16 protein-coding genes are annotated in these 17229 nt (G+C 58.6%); 4 read left to right on the top strand and 12 right to left on the bottom strand.

Translation table 11 applies throughout. The annotated features are described in order from the left end of the window. Positions 1-22: 22 nt before the first annotated feature. Both HMPREF2692_RS01740 and HMPREF2692_RS01735 read right to left on the bottom strand, forming a co-directional pair. Positions 23-1174 carry a resuscitation-promoting factor gene (locus tag HMPREF2692_RS01740; protein WP_062035567.1) on the bottom strand — a complete coding sequence of 384 codons (1152 nt, stop codon included), beginning with the start codon at positions 1172-1174 and terminating at the stop codon, positions 23-25. A gap of 204 nt (positions 1175-1378) precedes the next feature. Continuing rightward, the gene (locus HMPREF2692_RS01735; protein WP_070496970.1) at positions 1379-2197 is read right to left on the bottom strand and encodes a TatD family hydrolase; all 819 of its coding nucleotides are present in this window, start codon (positions 2195-2197) and stop codon (positions 1379-1381) included. 69 nt (positions 2198-2266) lie between these two features. Here HMPREF2692_RS01735 and HMPREF2692_RS12510 point away from each other — a divergent pair, with 69 nt between their 5' ends. Both HMPREF2692_RS12510 and HMPREF2692_RS01730 read left to right on the top strand, forming a co-directional pair. After that, the gene (locus HMPREF2692_RS12510; RefSeq protein WP_246816155.1) at positions 2267-2395 is read left to right on the top strand and encodes a GNAT family N-acetyltransferase; all 129 of its coding nucleotides are present in this window, start codon (positions 2267-2269) and stop codon (positions 2393-2395) included. A 42-nt stretch (positions 2396-2437) separates the two neighbouring features. Next, positions 2438-2953 carry a GNAT family N-acetyltransferase gene (locus HMPREF2692_RS01730; protein WP_070496911.1) on the top strand — a complete coding sequence of 172 codons (516 nt, stop codon included), beginning with the start codon at positions 2438-2440 and terminating at the stop codon, positions 2951-2953. Here HMPREF2692_RS01730 and HMPREF2692_RS01725 read toward each other — a convergent pair. From HMPREF2692_RS01725 to rsmI, 4 genes are all read right to left on the bottom strand, one after another. After that, positions 2923-4101, bottom strand: coding sequence for an MFS transporter (locus HMPREF2692_RS01725; RefSeq protein ID WP_070496914.1), 1179 nt, complete (start codon positions 4099-4101; stop codon positions 2923-2925). The genes HMPREF2692_RS01730 and HMPREF2692_RS01725 overlap by 31 nt on opposite strands. A gap of 1 nt (position 4102) precedes the next feature. Then, positions 4103-5935, bottom strand: coding sequence for a methionine--tRNA ligase (gene metG, locus HMPREF2692_RS01720; RefSeq protein WP_070822646.1), 1833 nt, complete (start codon positions 5933-5935; stop codon positions 4103-4105). Positions 5936-6123: 188 nt separating this feature from the next. After that, the gene (locus HMPREF2692_RS01715) at positions 6124-7953 is read right to left on the bottom strand and encodes a BCCT family transporter (RefSeq protein WP_070822550.1); all 1830 of its coding nucleotides are present in this window, start codon (positions 7951-7953) and stop codon (positions 6124-6126) included. Positions 7954-8149: 196 nt separating this feature from the next. Next, entirely contained in the window at positions 8150-9013 is an 864-nt protein-coding gene (gene rsmI, locus HMPREF2692_RS01710) for a 16S rRNA (cytidine(1402)-2'-O)-methyltransferase (protein WP_062035573.1), read from the bottom strand. A gap of 78 nt (positions 9014-9091) precedes the next feature. On the opposite strand from rsmI, the gene HMPREF2692_RS01705 reads away from it, so the two are divergent. Beyond that, complete coding sequence (locus HMPREF2692_RS01705; RefSeq protein ID WP_168168023.1) at positions 9092-10702, top strand: dolichyl-phosphate-mannose--protein mannosyltransferase; 1611 nt, start codon at positions 9092-9094, stop codon at positions 10700-10702. 32 nt (positions 10703-10734) lie between these two features. Here HMPREF2692_RS01705 and HMPREF2692_RS01700 read toward each other — a convergent pair whose 3' ends face one another. Continuing rightward, a complete protein-coding gene (locus HMPREF2692_RS01700) occupies positions 10735-11430 on the bottom strand; it encodes a zf-HC2 domain-containing protein (RefSeq protein ID WP_061921319.1) in 696 nt (231 codons plus the stop codon). After that, complete coding sequence (locus HMPREF2692_RS01695; RefSeq protein ID WP_061921314.1) at positions 11417-11830, bottom strand: DoxX family protein; 414 nt, start codon at positions 11828-11830, stop codon at positions 11417-11419. Before HMPREF2692_RS01695 ends, HMPREF2692_RS01700 begins: the two co-directional genes overlap by 14 nt. Before the next feature lie 158 nt (positions 11831-11988). Between HMPREF2692_RS01695 and HMPREF2692_RS01690 the strand changes: the two genes are divergently transcribed. Then, positions 11989-12741, top strand: coding sequence for a DNA-3-methyladenine glycosylase I (locus HMPREF2692_RS01690; protein ID WP_235591019.1), 753 nt, complete (start codon positions 11989-11991; stop codon positions 12739-12741). Between the two features lie 13 nt (positions 12742-12754). Here HMPREF2692_RS01690 and glpR read toward each other — a convergent pair whose 3' ends face one another. The 4 genes from glpR to HMPREF2692_RS01670 all read right to left on the bottom strand — a co-directional run bounded on the left by glpR (position 12755) and on the right by HMPREF2692_RS01670 (position 17178). Next, the gene (gene glpR / locus HMPREF2692_RS01685; protein WP_070822546.1) at positions 12755-14065 is read right to left on the bottom strand and encodes a divisome protein SepX/GlpR; all 1311 of its coding nucleotides are present in this window, start codon (positions 14063-14065) and stop codon (positions 12755-12757) included. A gap of 147 nt (positions 14066-14212) precedes the next feature. Further along, entirely contained in the window at positions 14213-14923 is a 711-nt protein-coding gene (locus HMPREF2692_RS01680) for a GNAT family N-acetyltransferase (RefSeq protein WP_061921308.1), read from the bottom strand. Between the two features lie 2 nt (positions 14924-14925). Next, a complete protein-coding gene (glp, locus tag HMPREF2692_RS01675; RefSeq protein WP_062041541.1) occupies positions 14926-16215 on the bottom strand; it encodes a molybdotransferase-like divisome protein Glp in 1290 nt (429 codons plus the stop codon). A 36-nt stretch (positions 16216-16251) separates the two neighbouring features. Then, positions 16252-17178, bottom strand: coding sequence for a UTP--glucose-1-phosphate uridylyltransferase (locus HMPREF2692_RS01670; protein WP_062035577.1), 927 nt, complete (start codon positions 17176-17178; stop codon positions 16252-16254). Positions 17179-17229: the final 51 nt, after the last annotated feature.

Here is a 17229-nt window from a genome sequence, read left to right as displayed (position 1 = left end):
GGCGCCTAAAAAGTCTGCGTGCTTAGCGCAGCCCCAGCTTCGCGGTACAAGCAGGCCATGCGCCCCAGCCCTGCGCGGCTTGAACCTTTTCAGCTACAGCGATCTGCTGCTCACGGGTTGCCTGCCATGCTTCCGGCGCATATGCGGTGCCGCCGAAGCCAGCCCAAGTGGATGGGGTGAACTGCAGGCCGCCGGAGAAGCCGTTGCCAGTGTTAATCGCCCAGTTACCAGTTGCCTCGCACTGTGCGATGGAGTCCCAGACGGAGCCATCGGCTACGGCGGGTGCAGCTGCGCCACCAGCCTCAGGCTTCTTCGTGCCACGAGCGATGGTCGCAGCAACCGGCTCGGTAACGACCTTTTCCTTGACGACGTCCTCGGATTCCTTGGCACCATCCTTCATCACCAGCTTGCGGGTGACCTTGCGCTCACCCTTGACGGCTTCCTCGCGGATTTCCTCGGTGCCCTCTTCGAGCTCTGGGTCATCGACGTAGTTTGGCTCTGCCTCGAACTCTTCGGTGGCGTCGTAGAAGGTGGTAGAAACTTGGTCAACCTTGATGGACATGCCGTTGGTCACCGGGGTGTCCATGGCGGGGAAGACGCGGTCATCTTCATCCACACCAATGCCGCGCTCCTCGATGACGTCCTTGACGGTCTTGGCAGCAATGTTGGTGTAGGTAATCTTGCCGCCGTCGTTGATCTTGACGATCTTCGGCGACGTAACCTCCAACTCCATACCATCTTCCAGAGCGTCATCCTTTTCCACCTTCTTGTCACCGGAGGTAACAGAAGCACCGGGCTTCACGCCGCCTAGCTCACCCAAGAGATCAGAAACGGTGAGGTTGGTGGAAGAAAGCTGCTTTTCGACGCCGTCGATAGTAACGGCAACTGGCTTAGAGGTGCGCACGGTGATGTTGTCACCGTCGGCAACCTTTTCAGAAGGAGCCGGGTAAACGAGATCCTCGCCGCCGACGTTGACGCCCGCAGCTTGCAGCGCCTCATCGACGTTACCCGCGAAGGTGGCCAGCTCGACCTTGTCGCCGTTGACGTCAAGGGTGATGTCCTTCTGCGCAGAAACAGCGACGACTCCGCCCACTGCCAAAGTACCGAGCACACCACCGGTGGCAAGGCGCAGAGGCAGGGAACGGGAAGAATTGATGCGCTTAATCTGGTTCATGAAACTCTCTCATCGAAAACGGGGGGAAGCAGAGTAAATCTTTGAATAACGATACGATAACAGCAGGATGCAGTCGAAAACGATTTTTCTACCTACACCACTTCCAACACTGCTTTCACATTTGGCACGTCCATCACCGCTGAGCAGGAAAAACTCCGAATATGAAGATCGTCACAGATTTAAGCATGAATGCTTAAATCTAACCTAGGAGAGGCCGAATACCGAAGTGAACGTCTGGTTAACCTCTTCGATCAGTGCCTCGACGCGCATGCCTCGCACCTCAGCAATGCAGTTATACGTATGCCCGATGAAGGTCGGCTCGTTGCGTGCGCCGCGGAATGGCTCCGGAGTCATATACGGAGCGTCGGTTTCCACCAGCAGCTGACCAGCCGGCGCTGCGGCTGCTGCCGCGCGCATCTCTTCGTTACGCTTGAAGGTCACGTTGCCGGCAAAAGAGAGAACCCAACCGCGCTCGAGTGCTTCCTTCGCCACCTCAAACGGCGAGGAGAAACAGTGCAACATGACATTCTCGGCGTCGCCAAGCACCCGCAACAGGTCCGCATCCGCCTCGCGGTTGTGGATCATCAAGACCTTACCGGTTTCCTTGGCCAGATCCATGTGCCAGCGCAGCGCCTCTTCTTGCACCTCAAGTGGTGCGGTGGATTCCGGCTCATGTTTAATCCAATAGGTATCAAGGCCGGTCTCCCCGATTGCCACGCAGCGTGGGTCCGCAGCCATCTGCGCCAGCCGCGTACGTGCCTGCTCGTCCAATTCCTGCGCCTTGGTGGGATGGATGGCGCACGCTGCCCACACATTGGAAAATTCGTGCGCGGCCTGCAACGCCCGCTCGGCCTCTTCCAAGCCATCGCCTACCGTAACCATGCGCGACACCCCTGCAGCACCGGCGCGGGACACGATGTCGGCGGCTGGGTCCTTGCAGGAGGCTAGGTGTGTATGGGCGTCGACAAGCTGTGACAAGCCTTCTGCTGGAACAGGGACTGGGCGTGGCTTCTTTTTAGACATGGACGCAATTGTAATCTGGAACGCATACGAAACCACCATTTTTTGGATCCGGCAGCCCAAGGCCAAGGCATGGGCACCAACGTCGCATCCATCAAGTTGCATGAGAAGCTCGGTTTTGCCAATGTAGGAACGTTCAAAGAGGTGTCCTACAAGAGGGGACACTGGCTAAATCTCGCCCATTTGCAGCTGCTCGTCTAGCCTCCTCGCAACTGCTTAATTCTGTAAGGATCCCTGACACCTATGCACGTCCGTCCCGCCGCGCTTTCCGACGCCGCCGCAATCGCCTCCATCTACAACGCCGCCTCCGCCGCTACCCCAGCGGCAAACTTGGTAACCTGGCAGGAATCCGTCGAGGATCGTGCCGAGTGGCTCGAACAAATGGAAAAGGACGGCTACCCCGTCTTCGTTGCCGTAGAAGATGACGAGATCATCGGTTGGGCTGCCTATTTCCAATTCGTAACGCCAGCCATCTACTACGGCACCGTAGAAAACTCCGTCTACGTCGCTCCTTCGGCGCGCGGCAAGGGCGTGGGCAACGAGCTCATGTGCGCCGTGGTCGACGATGCCAAGGACAACGACTACGTGCAGACGATGATCACCTACATCGTCGATACCAATGAGGCTTCCATCCGCCTCCACAAGAAATTCCACTTCGAAGAGACCGGCCGCATGCCCAATATCCACACCAAGGACGGAGTGCGTCTGGGCCTAGTACACCTGCAACGTCACTTCGACAGGAGCTCGTCGTCGATGTAGACCGAGCGGGCGGCGGCAACGCCTGCCACCGCCATCGCTAGGGTAAGTGCGATGAGCACACCCAACGGAACTTCCCAGCCGCCCGTTGCTTGCGCGAGAACGCCGAAGAGGAACGGGAATGCGCCAGCCAAAATATAGCCACCCGGCTGCACGAAGCCGGAAAGGCGTGCTGTTACCTCCGGCTGCCGGGTGCGCGCGGCAATCAGGGCGAGGGCCAGCGGGAAGCACATTCCGCCGATGCCCATCAGAGTGGCCCAGGTAAGCGGCGCTGCGCTCGCGTTGACGAGCACCCCCAGCCAGCCGGCCAAGGTAGTAGCCGACAAAACCAGTGGAACGGGACGGAGATCTCGCAGCCGCTCAATGAGAACCGGCATGATAAGCCCGCCGACGACGTTGATGGCGCCGATGAGCGCGAGCGCCAGGCTAGCCCGGGAGGCGGAGACCCCACGGCTTTCAAGCATCGTGGGCAGCCACCCCATCTGTGCATAAGCCATGGTGGATTGCAGGCCAAAGAAGAAAAGAAGTGCAACAGCGGTGCGCGAACGGCGCATCGGAATCGCCGCGGTATCCGGGCTTTGCACTGGATCGACGCCGGTGTGCTTACAGGCAATCAGCCACCCCACTACCTGCAGGGCGACAGGGATTGCCCACGCAAACAACGACATCCGCCAGCCACCCAGGTGGGTAGACATTGGACCAAGGGCACTCGATACGCCAAGCACAGTGGTGTAAGTCGTCATCAACGCCACCACGGTGCGCGCAGTTCCGTAGGTCTTGATCCATGCAGGCAACAAGATGTTGGTGACAGCGATGCCGCCGACTACGAGCAGCGTGAGCGCAACGAAGGGTACGAAACTACTTACCCATGGGCGCGCGGCAAGCCCCACCACGAGTGCCACTGCGCCGCCGAGAAGAGTCGTGGTCAGGCCACAACGCCGCGCGATAGGAACGGCGGCCCAGCCCATCAGTGCGAAACACAGACCAGGAAGGGCTGTCAGGGTCCCGGCGATGGCAGGGCCAACGCCAAAAGCTGCGCTGATGTCCCCCAGCACCGGCGCCACGGAGGCGATTCCGGCGCGCAGGTTCAGCGCAGTTAAGGTAACGACCGCAAAAGCGAGAGCGGCCGCGATGCTTCGGCGAGCCACCATCTTACTTCTGGACGGGTGCCCACTCAGGGCCGGTCTCACCAAGCTCTGGGTCAAGCTTTGCCACGAGCGGCTTCGGCTTGGAAAGCGCAGTGCCAGGCTCGACGTCTACGCGCTTCCACGCTGCCAGCTGGGCGGTGTAATCACCGGTGATGATTGGGTACGGGTGATTCTCCGGCGGCAGGCCAACGCCTACGAGCTCAACCGGGATATCATCCACGACGTCGCGTACCTCAGGCTGTGCCGCCCAAATGCCATCGCGGCCCAAGGTCTCGTGGACCTTCTGCGCGGTAAACGGCAGGAACGGGGTGAGCATGGCGTTGCAGTCAGAGACCACCTGGAGTGCGGTCCACAGGACGGTGGCCAGACGCTCGCGTTGGGTCTCATCCTTGGCCAGCTTCCATGGCTCCATCGCTGCAATATAAGCATTCGCCTCACCAACGACGTGCATGACGGCGGTAATAGCCTGCTTGAATTTCGACTGCTCGAGGTAGCCTGCGGCAGTCTCGAAGGTCTCCTCCGCCAGCTGCAGGATGGCCTTGTCAGCTTCTTCCAGTGCGGCGGGAGCTGGGACTTCGCCGAAGTTCTTGTAGGCCATCGAGACGGTGCGGTTGACCAGGTTGCCCCAGCCATTGGCCAGTTCGTTGTTGATACGGCGCACGAACTCGTCCCACGTAAAGTCCGTGTCATTGTTTTCTGGACCGGCCACGGAGATGAAGTAACGCAGCGCATCCGGGCCGAACTCCGCCAAGAAGTCCTTGACGTAGATGACAACGCCCTTCGAAGAAGAGAACTTCGAGCCGGACATCGTCAGGTATTCGGAGGAAACAATCTCGGTAGGTAGATTCAGCTCGCCGAACTTGTGCAGCTCGCCGCCCTTCGCGCCCTTACCGGCGTAACCCAGGAGCTGCGCAGGCCAAATCTGCGAGTGGAAGGTGATGTTGTCCTTGCCCTGGAAGTAGTAATGGCGAGCCTCATCGTTCTGCCAGAAATCCTTCCATGCATCCGGGTTTCCGGTGCGATGCGCCCACTCGATGGAAGAAGACAAGTAACCGATGACAGCGTCAAACCAGACGTAGAGCTTCTTTGCGGAGTTTTCCTCCCAGCCCTCTACCGGAATTGGGATGCCCCAGTCGATGTCGCGGGTCATGGTGCGCGGACGCATGTCTTCGAGCAAATTCAGGGAGAACTTCAGGACGTTCGGACGCCAATCTTCGCGCGTCTTCAGCCATTCCTCCAGTGCGTCCTTCACGGAAGGCAGGTCGAGGAGGAAGTGCTCGGTCTCGATGAACTCCGGGGTCTCACCGTTGATCTTGGAAACTGGGTCGATCAGATCTACTGGGTCCAGCTGGTTACCGCAGTTATCGCACTGATCGCCGCGCGCCCCCTCAGCACCACAAATTGGGCAAGTTCCCTCGATGTAGCGGTCAGGCAAGGTACGGCCAGTCGACGGCGAGATGGCGCCCTTGGTGGTTTCCTTGAGCATGTAGCCGTTTTCATAAAGGCCCTTGAACAGCTCCTGTACTACCGCGTAGTGGTTGCGCGTGGTGGTGCGGGTGAAAAGGTCATAGGACAGGCCCAAGCCGGCGAGGTCGGTGACAATTTGGCGGTTATAACGGTCCGCGAGTTCGCGAACGGTCACGCCTTCTTTGTCGGCTTGCACCAGCAACGGAGTGCCGTGCTCATCGGTGCCAGAGACCATGAGAACGTTGCGGCCACGCATTCGCTGGAAACGTGCGAATACGTCAGAAGGAACACCAAAGCCTGCCACGTGTCCGATGTGGCGGGGGCCGTTGGCATACGGCCAGGCAACATTTACTACTACCGACTCAGTCATGCCCACCACTTTATCGAAGCCTTGGTCGTCGTCGCGCGTTGAGGGGGTCACATCGACAATGGTGAAAGATCCACGCACAAGGATACTTGCGCGCATAAAGACGCATAAAGAAACGCACCCTCTTGCACGATTGTGCAGGAGGGTGCGTAAAGAAGCTTTAGGAAGCGACTAAATCGCTTGCTTTAGCTTTACTTGTGCTGAGCGCGCTTGCGCTGAGCGCGCTTGCGCTGACGACGCTTCTTGAGCTCCTCAGCGCGCTGGTACTCGCGGTGCAGACGGCGCTCGCGCGCAAGCTTGCGCTGGAATGCCTGGGACTCGCGGTACTCCAAGTAGATGATGTCATTGCTGAGAGCCTTGTAGATGGCAAACATCAGGCCCACAACGATGAACAGGAATGGCAGCGCAGCCACAATGGTGACGCTCTGCAGATTAGACAGGGAGTCTTCATCGGCCAGCAGCAGGGTCAGGCCAACAGCCGCGGTGGCAACGCCCCATGCGGCGGACAGCCATGGCTTGGCGTTGGATGCACCGTTCTGAGACATCGAGCCCATAACGGTAGAAGCCGAGTCAGCGGAGGTAATAAAGAAGGTTGCGAGCAGGATAGCTGCGATGATGCCGGCGATGAAGCCGCCAGGCAGGTTGTGCAGCAGGTTGAACAGCTCAACCTCAGAGGATTCGCCGGAGATGGAGTTACCCTTCTGCTCCATGTGGATTGCGGTGCCGCCGAAGATGGCGAACCACACGGTGGAAAGACCAGCCGGGATCAGCATGACGCCGATGCAGAATTCGCGGACGGAACGGCCGCGAGAAATGCGTGCCAGGAACATACCGACGAATGGGGACCAAGAGACCCACCATGCCCAGTAGAAGATGGTCCAGGTGGACAGCCACTCGCCTGCTTCGCCGTTGTTGGACTCAGCGGTCCGGGAGATCATCTCGGTGAACGCATCCAGGTAGCTACCGATGGAGCCCGGAATCTGGTTCAGGATGGAAACAGTTGGGCCAAGGATGAACACGAAGATGGCAAGCAGTGCGGCCATAACCATGTTGGCGTTGGAGACATACTGGATGCCCTTGCCCACGCCGGACATTGCGGAAAGCAGGAAGGCCAGGGTCAGCACGAGGACGATGCCAACGACGACCTTCTGGGATGGGTTGTCGATGAGGCCAGAAGCCTGGATACCAGCCTGGATCTGGGTTGCACCGATACCCAGGGAACATGCGGTACCGAAGACGGTTGCAAAAATGGACAGGATGTCAATGATTTTGCCAACCCAACCATCGGCAGCGCGCTGGCCGATGAGCGGCACGAATGCTTGACTCAGCAGCTGCTTGCGGCCAATACGGAAGGTCGAGTACGCAATTGCGAGACCAACGATGGCATAAACAGCCCATGGGTGCAGGGTCCAGTGGAACATCGCCGTAGCCATCGACGTGCCCACTTCCTTAGCATCATGGCCAGGAACTCCGTTGAGGTAGTAGTTCAGCGGCTCAGATGCGCCGTAGAACATCAGGCCGATGCCCATGCCGGCCGCGAACATCATCGCAATCCAAGAGGGCGTAGAAAATTCAGGCTCTTCATCGATGTGGCCCAAGCGGATGGTGCCGAACTTGGAGGCGGCGATGAAGATAACAAATACAACGAAAATCGTGCCGAAGAGGACGTAGGCCCAACCAAAGTCGTTAACAACGAAGCTCAGTGCATCGCTAGCGAAGTTCGCAAAGTTGGTCGGAGCAGCCAAGCCCCATGCAACGATGGCGGCAATGAGCACGCCAGCGATGCCGACGATGGTCCAGTCGATTGGAGCGTTGTCATCGGCTGCCATTTCAATTTCAGGCTCGGTCATCTCATGGGGAGCGAAGTCCTCATTGCCGAGCATGTCTTGTAGCTGACTCGTCGCAGATGCTGATTCCAGCTTCTCATCAACGGTCTGGTACTCCTCAGACGAAACCGGCGCCGCACTGGACGCCGGATCCGTACCCTTTGCCGTATTCGAATCTGTTTCTGGATTAGTCATGCACTCCAGAATGAGGGCGGCTAATGCCAGGCGTCAAACTTATATGTGCAGTACAGCCGCCTAAATCCAGCATTTTCGCAGGATAATCTTACTTTACAATCAGCCACGCAAATGAAAATTAACCAGCATATGCAGGTCTTTTATCCTCCCGTGAGCTCTTGGCTATAACAATCCTGCAACAATTGGGCATTTAACACTATTTTTCGCTGTCACGGGCACTCAAGAAGGCGTCATAAAGTTCGCGATTAGACACCTGAGTACCGGCAGCGACTTCCTTGCAAGCATCCTTCGCGCGCACTCCATCTGCCACACGGCGCTGGACCTTATCCACCAGTTCCTCAAGCGATGAGGGGACCTCTTCCCCACCCTCAATAACAACCGTGATTTCACCGCGAGCATTGTCCTCAGCCCACTTTGCCAACTCACCCAAGCTTCCGCGCTTTACTTCTTCATAGGTCTTTGTCAGTTCGCGACACACGGCAGCAGGGCGGTCTTCACCCAGAACCGCCGCGGCGTCGGCAAGCGTCTGCGCCAAACGGTGGGGAGATTCAAAGAAGACAATGGCGCGTTTTTCACCGCGCAGCGATTCCAGCCACGCTTTGCGCGGTCCGGCCTTGCGTGGAGCAAAGGCGTCGAAGAGGAAGTGACCGACGCCGAGACCGGACAGAGCCAAAGCGGTGGGCACTGCAGATGGCCCGGGGAAACACGTCACCGGCACCCCAGCTTCGGCTGCTGCAGCAACGATGGAGTGCCCTGGATCAGAAACCAGAGGCATACCCGCGTCGGAGACAACCAAAACGGTGCCGGAACGAGCGGCCTCGACAAGTTGGGCTGCGCGTCCTTCTTCGTTGTGATCAAAGTTGGAGACCACCTTGCCGCGGATTTCGATCCCCAGAGCCTGCGCCAGGTTACGGACGCGGCGCGTATCTTCCGCCGCCACGATGTCGGCATGCTGCAGCGCCTGCATGAGTCGTGCCGAAGCATCTGCGATATTACCCAGAGGGGTGGCTGCCACAATTACTCCGCGTGGAAGGGGATCTAGACGAAACGAAGTATTCATGTCCCCTAGCTTTCCACAACTTTGCACAAGCAGAATCCCCAGGGGTCCGCCGCGTAGCCTAAACTCATCTAAGTGACTATTGCTACTGACTCTTCGCAGCCCGCAGGCACCCCACAGGCCAAGCTAGCAGGAAAGCCGCGTGGCAAGCATGCCTTCGCCGCCCCTGCTGCTCCTACCTCCTATGCTTGGGGCAAAGCAGATTGGGTCAGCACCGGCGTCATTGCAGTTTTAGCTTTCATCACCCGTTTCATCAGGCTCTCCGCCCCCGTCTCGCAGGGCACGCCAGTCTTCGACGAGAAGCATTACGTTCCGCAGGCCTTCGACATGGTGCGTAGCTGGGACAACCTCTTTATCGGCGGCATCGAGTCCAATCCAGGCTATGGCCTGGTGGTTCACCCGCCGCTGGCTAAGCAAATCATTGCTGTTTCCGAGTCTGTTTTTGGCTATAGCCCGCTTGGCTGGCGCCTGATGGCAGCGCTTTTTGGTGTAGGTACCGTGCTGCTGACAATGGCGCTCGCCCGCCGCGTCGCTGGTTCCTGGCAGGTTGCCACGATGGCCGGCTTGATTGCGGTATGCGATGGCGTGCTTTTGGTTTCTTCAAAGTTCGGAATGCTGGATATCTTCCAGGTCTTTTTCATCGTCGCGGCCGCATGGGCACTGGCACACGACCATAACCAGATGCGTTTACGCCTGCACACGGCATTTATCACGGGCAATATGGGCTCGTCCGATTTCGGGCCACGTTTAGGCTTCCGCTGGTGGCGTTTCACCGCAGGCGTCTTCCTCGGCTTAGCCCTTGGCGTGAAGTGGTCTGGCCTGTACTACATCATGTTCTTTGGTCTGCTTTCGGTCTTTAGCGATCTTGCTTTGCGACGCCGCTATCACGTACGCCGCTACGTACTGGGTACGCTCATCCGCGATACCCCGGCAGCTCTGGCTTCCCTAGTGCTGGTTCCGCTAGCTATTTACGTATGGACTTGGCGCGCATGGTTTGCCTCCGAAACCTCCGTGTTCCGCCATGCCAAGGTGGATGGAACTATTGCTGAAGACTCCCCGCTGCAGGCCCTGCCCGATGCACTCGCGGGTTGGTTCTACTACCACTCTTCGGTCTTGGAATTTCATGCTTCCCTGACCACCTCCAGTGGGCACTCGCACCCATGGGATTCAAAGCCTTGGGCTTGGCTCGTGGCGGCCCGCCCCATCCTTTACTACTCCTCTACTGATCTGCAGTGCAACGGCGCCGGCACCTGCCGCGAGATGCTCTACCTCTTTGGCACGCCTGCCATTTGGTGGCTGGTCATTCCAGCCGTGTTGTGGGGTCTATGGTCACTGCTGGTGCGCCGCAACCGCGCATTCCTCATCCCGCTGGTTGGATTCGCCGCAGGTTTCCTGCCTTGGTTGGCTGCCTTCGACCGCCAAATGTATTTCTTCTACGCCACGGCTTTCATCCCGTTTGTCATCGTGCTTATCTCCCTCGCGCTGGGCCAGATGATTGGACATGGCAAGAGGATTTCTTGGGACTGGCTGACTTCGCTTGCTGGCGGGGAAATCCGGACTGGAACATTCGTGGCAATTTGCTACTTGTGCTTGGTAGTGACGATGTTCATCTACTTCTCGCCAATTCTTTATGGTTTCATGATTCCGGACAAGTGGTACGAGTCGATGATGTGGCTGAACTCTTGGACCTAGATTCCTGTAATCCGGTTTCTCAGCGCGATCTCTTAATGCGGATTCGCGCTCAAAGAACGCCAGAAATCGGCGGCTGAATAACCTTTATGGGCTACCCAAGCCCAAGCCAGGACAATCGCGCTTATACCGGTGGCCAGGAGAATGTATATCTGGCTCATCATGATTGTGCCCAGCGCAATATCGCGCATGGTAAAGCCAAAAAGGAAGGCAAACATGGTTGCTGCAACCGGCAGCATGCCGGGAACGGAAGCTGGCCGCCAGGCAGCAAAGAACAAACCGATGGCCAGGCCGAAGCGCAAGGCCGCGCCCTCGATGAGAAGGCGTGCACGTTCAGGATCAGCGGTAGGGTCGAGTGTTCCCTCGGCGCCGGTGACGGCGAGCCCGGAAGCACTAACCACCACGAAGATAGCCCAGATAGAAAAGAGCAATCCGAGTACCACGAGTGCAACGCGCGCTACCGTCAGCGTGGTCTGACGTGCGCTGGAGGCACGGCGCCACTCTGGCTCAACGCCGGCGATGATGACCTCAGAAAGATCTTGTGGGGGTGCCATTCCTTCGGCCGATTCGACGAAGCTCAATGAGCGGGAAAGCGCCGCGGCCTTGTCGCGGTAAGCACGGCACTGCTCGCAGCTTTCCACGTGAGTTTCAATGACATCGCTAGAAACGTCGGTGGGTTCACCGTCGAGCTGCGCGGAGATTGCAGCTTGGATTTCCTCATGCGTCAACACGGCTCAACACTCCATCCAAGCTGACGCGGCCGGAACCGAAGACGACAATCATCACCAGCGAGGCAATCAGCACCGCTGGGTATTCAAAGCCGCCGTCCGCAGCGAAAAGCCCATGGCCTAGGTGCACAAAATACAATGCACACGCCATAAACAGCGCCAGGGCACCAGCGACAAAGGTGGTCAGAAGCCCGACAACGAGCAGGGAGCCGCCGATCATCTCCCCCAATGCTGCGATATACGCAGAAACATGGGGCTGAGGGATGCCCATCGCAGAGAACTGCCCTGTGGTCTCATCGATTCCGGCGAAGAACATTTTGTCAACACCGTGCGCGACGAAAACGAGGCCTAGTACTGCTCGCAAAAGCAGCAGCGCGGTATCGCGAACGGCGGGTCTATTCATGAGAAATACACTACCCTGGAACCCCTAGGTGCTGGCGAATCAACTGTATATGCCCCTAACGCACAGCTCATCGACAGCCGCTGGGAACCGATACGGGCAAAAGGCAGTCAAATAGTGCAAGAGCCAAATGCGCTTACACATTCAACGAAGGAAAAGACATGACCATGACGAATCCTTTCGCCGAGCCGCAGCAGGCGGAAAGCGATAAGGCCACCACAGGTATCGCACCCACCATAGGCACCCCAAACGCCTCCGCCCCCGAGTACACGGCTAACTCGGAGCGAACCGGGCTGGTCTACGACGCCGAGGGAGTTGGCCGTCCGCCTTGGGCGATGGCCTCTCCCCTGTTGCGCGAGTACTACGACACCGAGTGGGGAATGCCGGTCCGCGATGAAGCGGGACTTTTTGAACGCTTAACTTTGGAAGGCTTCCAGTCAGGGCTGTCTTGGGCCACTGTCCTGCGCAAGCGCGAAGCCTTCCGCGCTGCGTTCGCTGGCTTCGACCCGGATATCGTTTCGGCTTTTGGTGCAGCTGAAGTAGAGCGTCTACTCAATAACCCGGAGATTATTCGGAATCGCCGCAAGATTGAGGCTGCCATTAACAATGCAGATGCCACGGTGAAATTGCGTGAAAAGGGCGGCTTGAGCGAATTCATCTGGTCCTTCAGGCCGGAGGAAAATCTCTACCCGCGTTATATGGAAGACATCCCTAAAACGACCGACAAGGCCAAGGAATTATCCAAGGCCTTGAAGAAGGAGGGCTTTACTTTCGTAGGCCCCGTTACCTGTTTCGCGCTAATGGAAGCCATCGGCATGGTAGATGCCCATCTCATTGGCTCTCATCGCCGCGGAACGTCCGGGGTCTGGGAAAGTGAACTGGATGCTTTCAAGCATCCAGTTCAGAATATCTAGTTCACGAAGGCATCTAGCTCACGCGGCGTGATGCGAGGTCGTCGCGGCGCTGGCGATTGCTCACGTGCGGTCCGTCGAAGCCGTCGAATTCATCGTCATCATAATGGACCGGCAGATGGTCGAAGTCCGGGCTGTCATCGTCAACTTCCAGTACTACAGCGCCTGGGCGGCGCAGGCTACGCGGGATGGCCAGTTCATCATCTTCTGCACTGCGGACGCCGAGACGGGCGCGGCGCAGGTGGTACACGCGGCGACGCAGCAATGCCTGCTCCTGACGGACCTGGGTACGCAGAGCAATCAAATAGATCATGGTGACGATGCCGGCGATTCCCGCAAACCACCAGGTCCAGCTACCTACTACGATGCCCAAGCACACGGTGAGAACAACCGCCAAGGAAAGACCCAACAGCGTACGCTGACGGCGCTGGTAGCGGGTTGCGGAAGCAGCCTTTTCTGCTACCGGATCCCAGCCGCCGCGCCCAAGTCGACGCTGCGCAAAAGCAACCTCATCCTCAGATAGATCAGTATCCTCATCCATCTCAGTTTCGGATTCCTCGACAGACTCGATGGCCTGTGGAATCTGGCTCACCTGTTCCTCGGTGTCGACCGCTCCGGGATACATCAAGTCCACAGGCGAGGTATACGCCGAATCAAGGTCGTAAGCATCGTCTGCGACCTCGGCCACTGCTGGCGCGCTGAAGACCTCTGCCGCCTCCGCATCATCCGCCAGCTTGGATTTCAGACCCGCAGGCTTATCCTTTTCGGTTTCATCCTCAATGAGGAGCTCATCTTCTTCGGATTCGCTCGCTGCGTCCTCCGACTCTTCGTTTTTATCCTGCTGCGCCGAAACTGGGACAGCGGAGCCGGCTGAGGTTGTTTCCTTCGCCGGAGTCTCGGCCTTGGCCTTACCGGACTCTTCGACAATTTCACCCTCAACGGTCTCCGGTGCGTCCGCCTTTACTGCGTCATCGCTTTCAGGCTCATCAGACAGCTGCGCGCCCGGCTGGCGCGGATTCGCCTTAGCCTTTGCTGCGGCAGCGGCAATGGTCACAGCAGGGGTTTCTTCCTCGTCAACCACCGAGATATCGCTAGCGTCGACGACTTCGTAATCTTCGGTATCGTCTTCAAAACGGCGCACGTCACGCTTGTTAACTCGCGGGCGGCGACGCGCGGCGACGTTTCCGGAGTCGCCTTCGAACAACACGCGAGTGTCATCAAAGGCTTCGCCTGTGTGGCTCATCGGACGCTGCGAACGCAGCAGCCAAGGTGCCAAGATAAAAGCCCAGACCACGATGATGGCGATAATGGGCACAGCAGTGGACACGGTATGGGTGGCCTTCCGTAGGGTGCAGAGTTTGACTCAACGTTAGCGCCTTATCCGCCCCTATAAGGACTCAAAATCGGGGAAATTACAATGTTGTGACTTGTGTGAAAACAGTGGCGAAATCTACCCGCCAACTGGGGCACCCAGCTAAAGAAGTCGCCCCTCCGCCCGTAACCGCGCGACAGCGGTGTTCGGATAGTCGTCGCGGTTGAGCGCCACAAAGTAGTGATCGCGCCAGGCGCCATTGATATGCAGGTTGCGACGCAGATATCCCTCTTCGCGGAAACCACAGGACTTCAGGATCTTGCCTGAGGCAGGGTTCTCCGGCAAATAGGTCGCTGTCACGCGGTGCATACCTACGCGGCGGAAGGCGTGGTCAACGCCCAGTGCGCACGCGGCCGTAGCAACGCCGGCGCGGTGGACTGCGGAATGAACCCAGTAACCAATCCAGCATTCCCCGATGCTGCCGTGCTGAATATTGCCCAGCGTCACCTGGCCCATAAACTGACCATCCAGCTCGATCACCAGGGGGATGATACTGCCCATCCGCGCGTTGTCACGCAGGAACATCAGATGGTTCCACCAAGAATTTCCCGAATGCGCGTTTTCCCACGTCGTTGGGATGGTGGGTTCCACCGGGCGTAAGTATTGCTCATCGATGACGCGCTGACGGCGCCAGTCACGGCCATCGCCGCGCATCAGCGGACGCAGGCGGAGGACTCCGCCCTCCGGTAGAACTCTGGAAGGCGCCAAACTAATACTCGGGGTGGATTCCGGCCACCCTGGATGTTCTTCTCGCGGTGGCCCACTCGCAGGTACACGTAGGCGCCCCGCCGCAGTCCCGAAAGGATCCAGCATGCCTAGCTGCGCTGCGTCAAAAAGAGCACATCCACGACGTCACCCGGGCGGATCTCGGTGGCGCTTTCAGGAATCCTAATCATCGCATTCGCTTCCGATAGTCCCGCCAATAAGTGGGCCGGCGCACCGCTCGCACCGCCCAAGCCTTCAACCAAATAATCGGCAGTCTCAGCATCGCGCATCAAGCGAGCACGGATAAATCCGCGGCGTCCTGGCCGCGAATCCATATGATTGAGTGCACGTGCACGAACTACGCGGCGATTTGCATTGCGCTTGCCCAGAGAAAGGCGAATCAGCGGGCGTACGAATACTTCAAAAATGACCAATGCCGAGACCGGGTTCGAAGGCAACAGGAACGTTGGAACACGCTCCTCCCCCAGCAAGCCAAAGCCTTGCACCGACCCCGGATGGATGGCCACGCGGGAGGTATCGATATCGCCGAGCTCGCGCAGCACCTCACGCACTGCCTCAGAACCGGCGCCGCCGACCGCACCGGAGATCACCAGGACCTCACTGCGGGCGATGTGTGTTTCCAGCGCCTCGCGGATTCGTCGCGGCTCGCCTTCCGCGATGCCGACGCGTTGTACGTCAGCGCCTGCTTCCCGCGCCGCAGCGGCCAAGGAATAGGAGTTAACGTCAAATACTTGCCCCAGGCCCGGTTCGCGGTCGATGTCCACGAGTTCCTTACCAAAAGACAAGATGGTCACGCGAGGGCGCGGATAAACCAGAACCTTTGAGCGGCCGACAGCGGCCAGAAGGCCAATCTGCGCAGGTCCCAGGATAGTTCCCGAAGAAACCGCGACGTCTCCTGGCTGGATATCGTCGCCAACTCGGCGCACAAAGTCACCCGAGCGCACAGGGCGATGCGCCGTCACGCGCTTGCGGCCGCGGTCGGTCCATTCGAGGGGAAGGACGGCGTCGGCAAGCGTGGGCAAAGGCGCACCGGTGTAAACGCGCACCGCCTGCTTCGGCTGCAAGCGCAGCGGCTGGCGCGAGCCCGCCGGAACCTCGCCCACCACGGGGATGGAACGCTCAACCTCAGGGCCCTTTTGCTCCCCTTCTGCGTCCTCCTCAGTAGTGCGCCGCGCCTTCAAAGCACGCTCGCCTCCCACGTCAACGGCGCGCACCGCGTAGCCATCGATTGCCGCCTGCGGGAATCCGGGCAGCGGCTGATTGGCTTGCACTTCCTCAGCGCACATCAGTCCCAGCGAGTTCGCAATCGCGATACGCACTGGTTCCGGTGTCACCGCCGCATCAGTAATCATCGCAAGCTGATCATCTACTGAACGCATAGATTGCCGCCTTCCCTGTTTGTCTTCTGACCTAGATTAGTTGATGCCCTTTTCAGCCTCATACTCGGCAATGATCTGCTTGATTGCCTTGTACAGAGCCGGGCCATACTTCTCATGGTGCAGGCCGAAGTCCACATTTGCCGGAATATATCCGCCGGGATTGCCCAGGTCATGACGCTTTCCGCGGTGAACCACCACGTGGACCGGGTGGCCTTCCTGGATGAGCAGCTCGATGGCGTCGGTTAGCTGCAGCTCACCACCCTTACCTGGGGAAATGCGGCGCAGCGCATCGAAGATCTTGCGGTCTAGCAGGTAGCGACCGGTGGCCACTAGGTTCGAAGGCGCATCTTCAGGCTCTGGCTTTTCTACCATGCCGACGACCTTCTTCACGCCAGGAGCGTTAGTATCTTCCACGTCGAAGACACCGTAGTTGAAGGTCTCTTCACGCTCGACTTCGAATGCGCACAGAACGGAGCCACCGACGGCGGCGCGAACGCGTGCCATCTCCTCCATGACAGTCGCCGGCAAGACAATGTCATCCGGGAGCATGACGGCGAAGCAGTCCTCGTCATCGTCCAATGCGGATTCCGCAAGACCAACCGCATGCCCCAAGCCGAGCGGCTTTTCCTGCGGCACAGAGATTGGGTGAATAAGGTCGCCAGCGCGGCGCACCTTAGCCACCTGCTCGTCCTTGCCACGTGCGTCCAAGGTCTCAACAAGCTCCGGGAAGGCATCGAAGTGGCGCATCACCTCTTGCTTGTTGGGGGCAGTAATAACTGCTAAACGCTGCGCACCAACCGAAGCGGCTTCCTCTGCGATGAGTTCGATACCTGGGGTATCAACCACAGGGAGCAGTTCTTTCGGAACAGTTTTAGTGGCCGGCAAAAAGCGGGTACCCAGGCCCGCTGCCGGCACGACAACTGTCTTAATCCCGTGCAGGGATCCCTCGTTGTTATTAGCCATAAGTTTGAGCTTACAGGCCGAACTTTTTCTTTCGTGCAGCGATACACCAGC

This window comes from Corynebacterium sp. HMSC036D03, assembly GCF_001836185.1.
GTDB lineage: Bacteria > Actinomycetota > Actinomycetes > Mycobacteriales > Mycobacteriaceae > Corynebacterium > Corynebacterium simulans.
The sequence above is the reverse complement of the archived record's forward strand: the minus strand, read 5'-3'. Positions and strand labels throughout refer to the sequence as shown.

What these genes read in the sequence shown, in the direction of transcription:
- HMPREF2692_RS01735 (WP_070496970.1), bottom strand. Translation starts at nt 2,197, where the DNA reads ATGTCTAAAAAGAAGCCACGCCCAGTCCCTGTTCCAGCAGAAGGCTTG.
- glp (WP_062041541.1), bottom strand. Translation starts at nt 16,215, where the DNA reads ATGCGTTCAGTAGATGATCAGCTTGCGATGATTACTGATGCGGCGGTG.
- HMPREF2692_RS01680 (WP_061921308.1), bottom strand. Translation starts at nt 14,923, where the DNA reads ATGCTGGATCCTTTCGGGACTGCGGCGGGGCGCCTACGTGTACCTGCG.
- HMPREF2692_RS01730 (WP_070496911.1), top strand. Translation starts at nt 2,438, where the DNA reads ATGCACGTCCGTCCCGCCGCGCTTTCCGACGCCGCCGCAATCGCCTCC.
- metG (WP_070822646.1), bottom strand. Translation starts at nt 5,935, where the DNA reads ATGACTGAGTCGGTAGTAGTAAATGTTGCCTGGCCGTATGCCAACGGC.
- HMPREF2692_RS01690 (WP_235591019.1), top strand. Translation starts at nt 11,989, where the DNA reads ATGACCATGACGAATCCTTTCGCCGAGCCGCAGCAGGCGGAAAGCGAT.
- rsmI (WP_062035573.1), bottom strand. Translation starts at nt 9,013, where the DNA reads ATGAATACTTCGTTTCGTCTAGATCCCCTTCCACGCGGAGTAATTGTG.
- HMPREF2692_RS01695 (WP_061921314.1), bottom strand. Translation starts at nt 11,830, where the DNA reads ATGAATAGACCCGCCGTTCGCGATACCGCGCTGCTGCTTTTGCGAGCA.
- HMPREF2692_RS01740 (WP_062035567.1), bottom strand. Translation starts at nt 1,174, where the DNA reads ATGAACCAGATTAAGCGCATCAATTCTTCCCGTTCCCTGCCTCTGCGC.
- HMPREF2692_RS12510 (WP_246816155.1), top strand. Translation starts at nt 2,267, where the DNA reads ATGGGCACCAACGTCGCATCCATCAAGTTGCATGAGAAGCTCGGTTTT.
- HMPREF2692_RS01715 (WP_070822550.1), bottom strand. Translation starts at nt 7,953, where the DNA reads ATGACTAATCCAGAAACAGATTCGAATACGGCAAAGGGTACGGATCCG.
- HMPREF2692_RS01725 (WP_070496914.1), bottom strand. Translation starts at nt 4,101, where the DNA reads ATGGTGGCTCGCCGAAGCATCGCGGCCGCTCTCGCTTTTGCGGTCGTT.
- HMPREF2692_RS01670 (WP_062035577.1), bottom strand. Translation starts at nt 17,178, where the DNA reads ATGGCTAATAACAACGAGGGATCCCTGCACGGGATTAAGACAGTTGTC.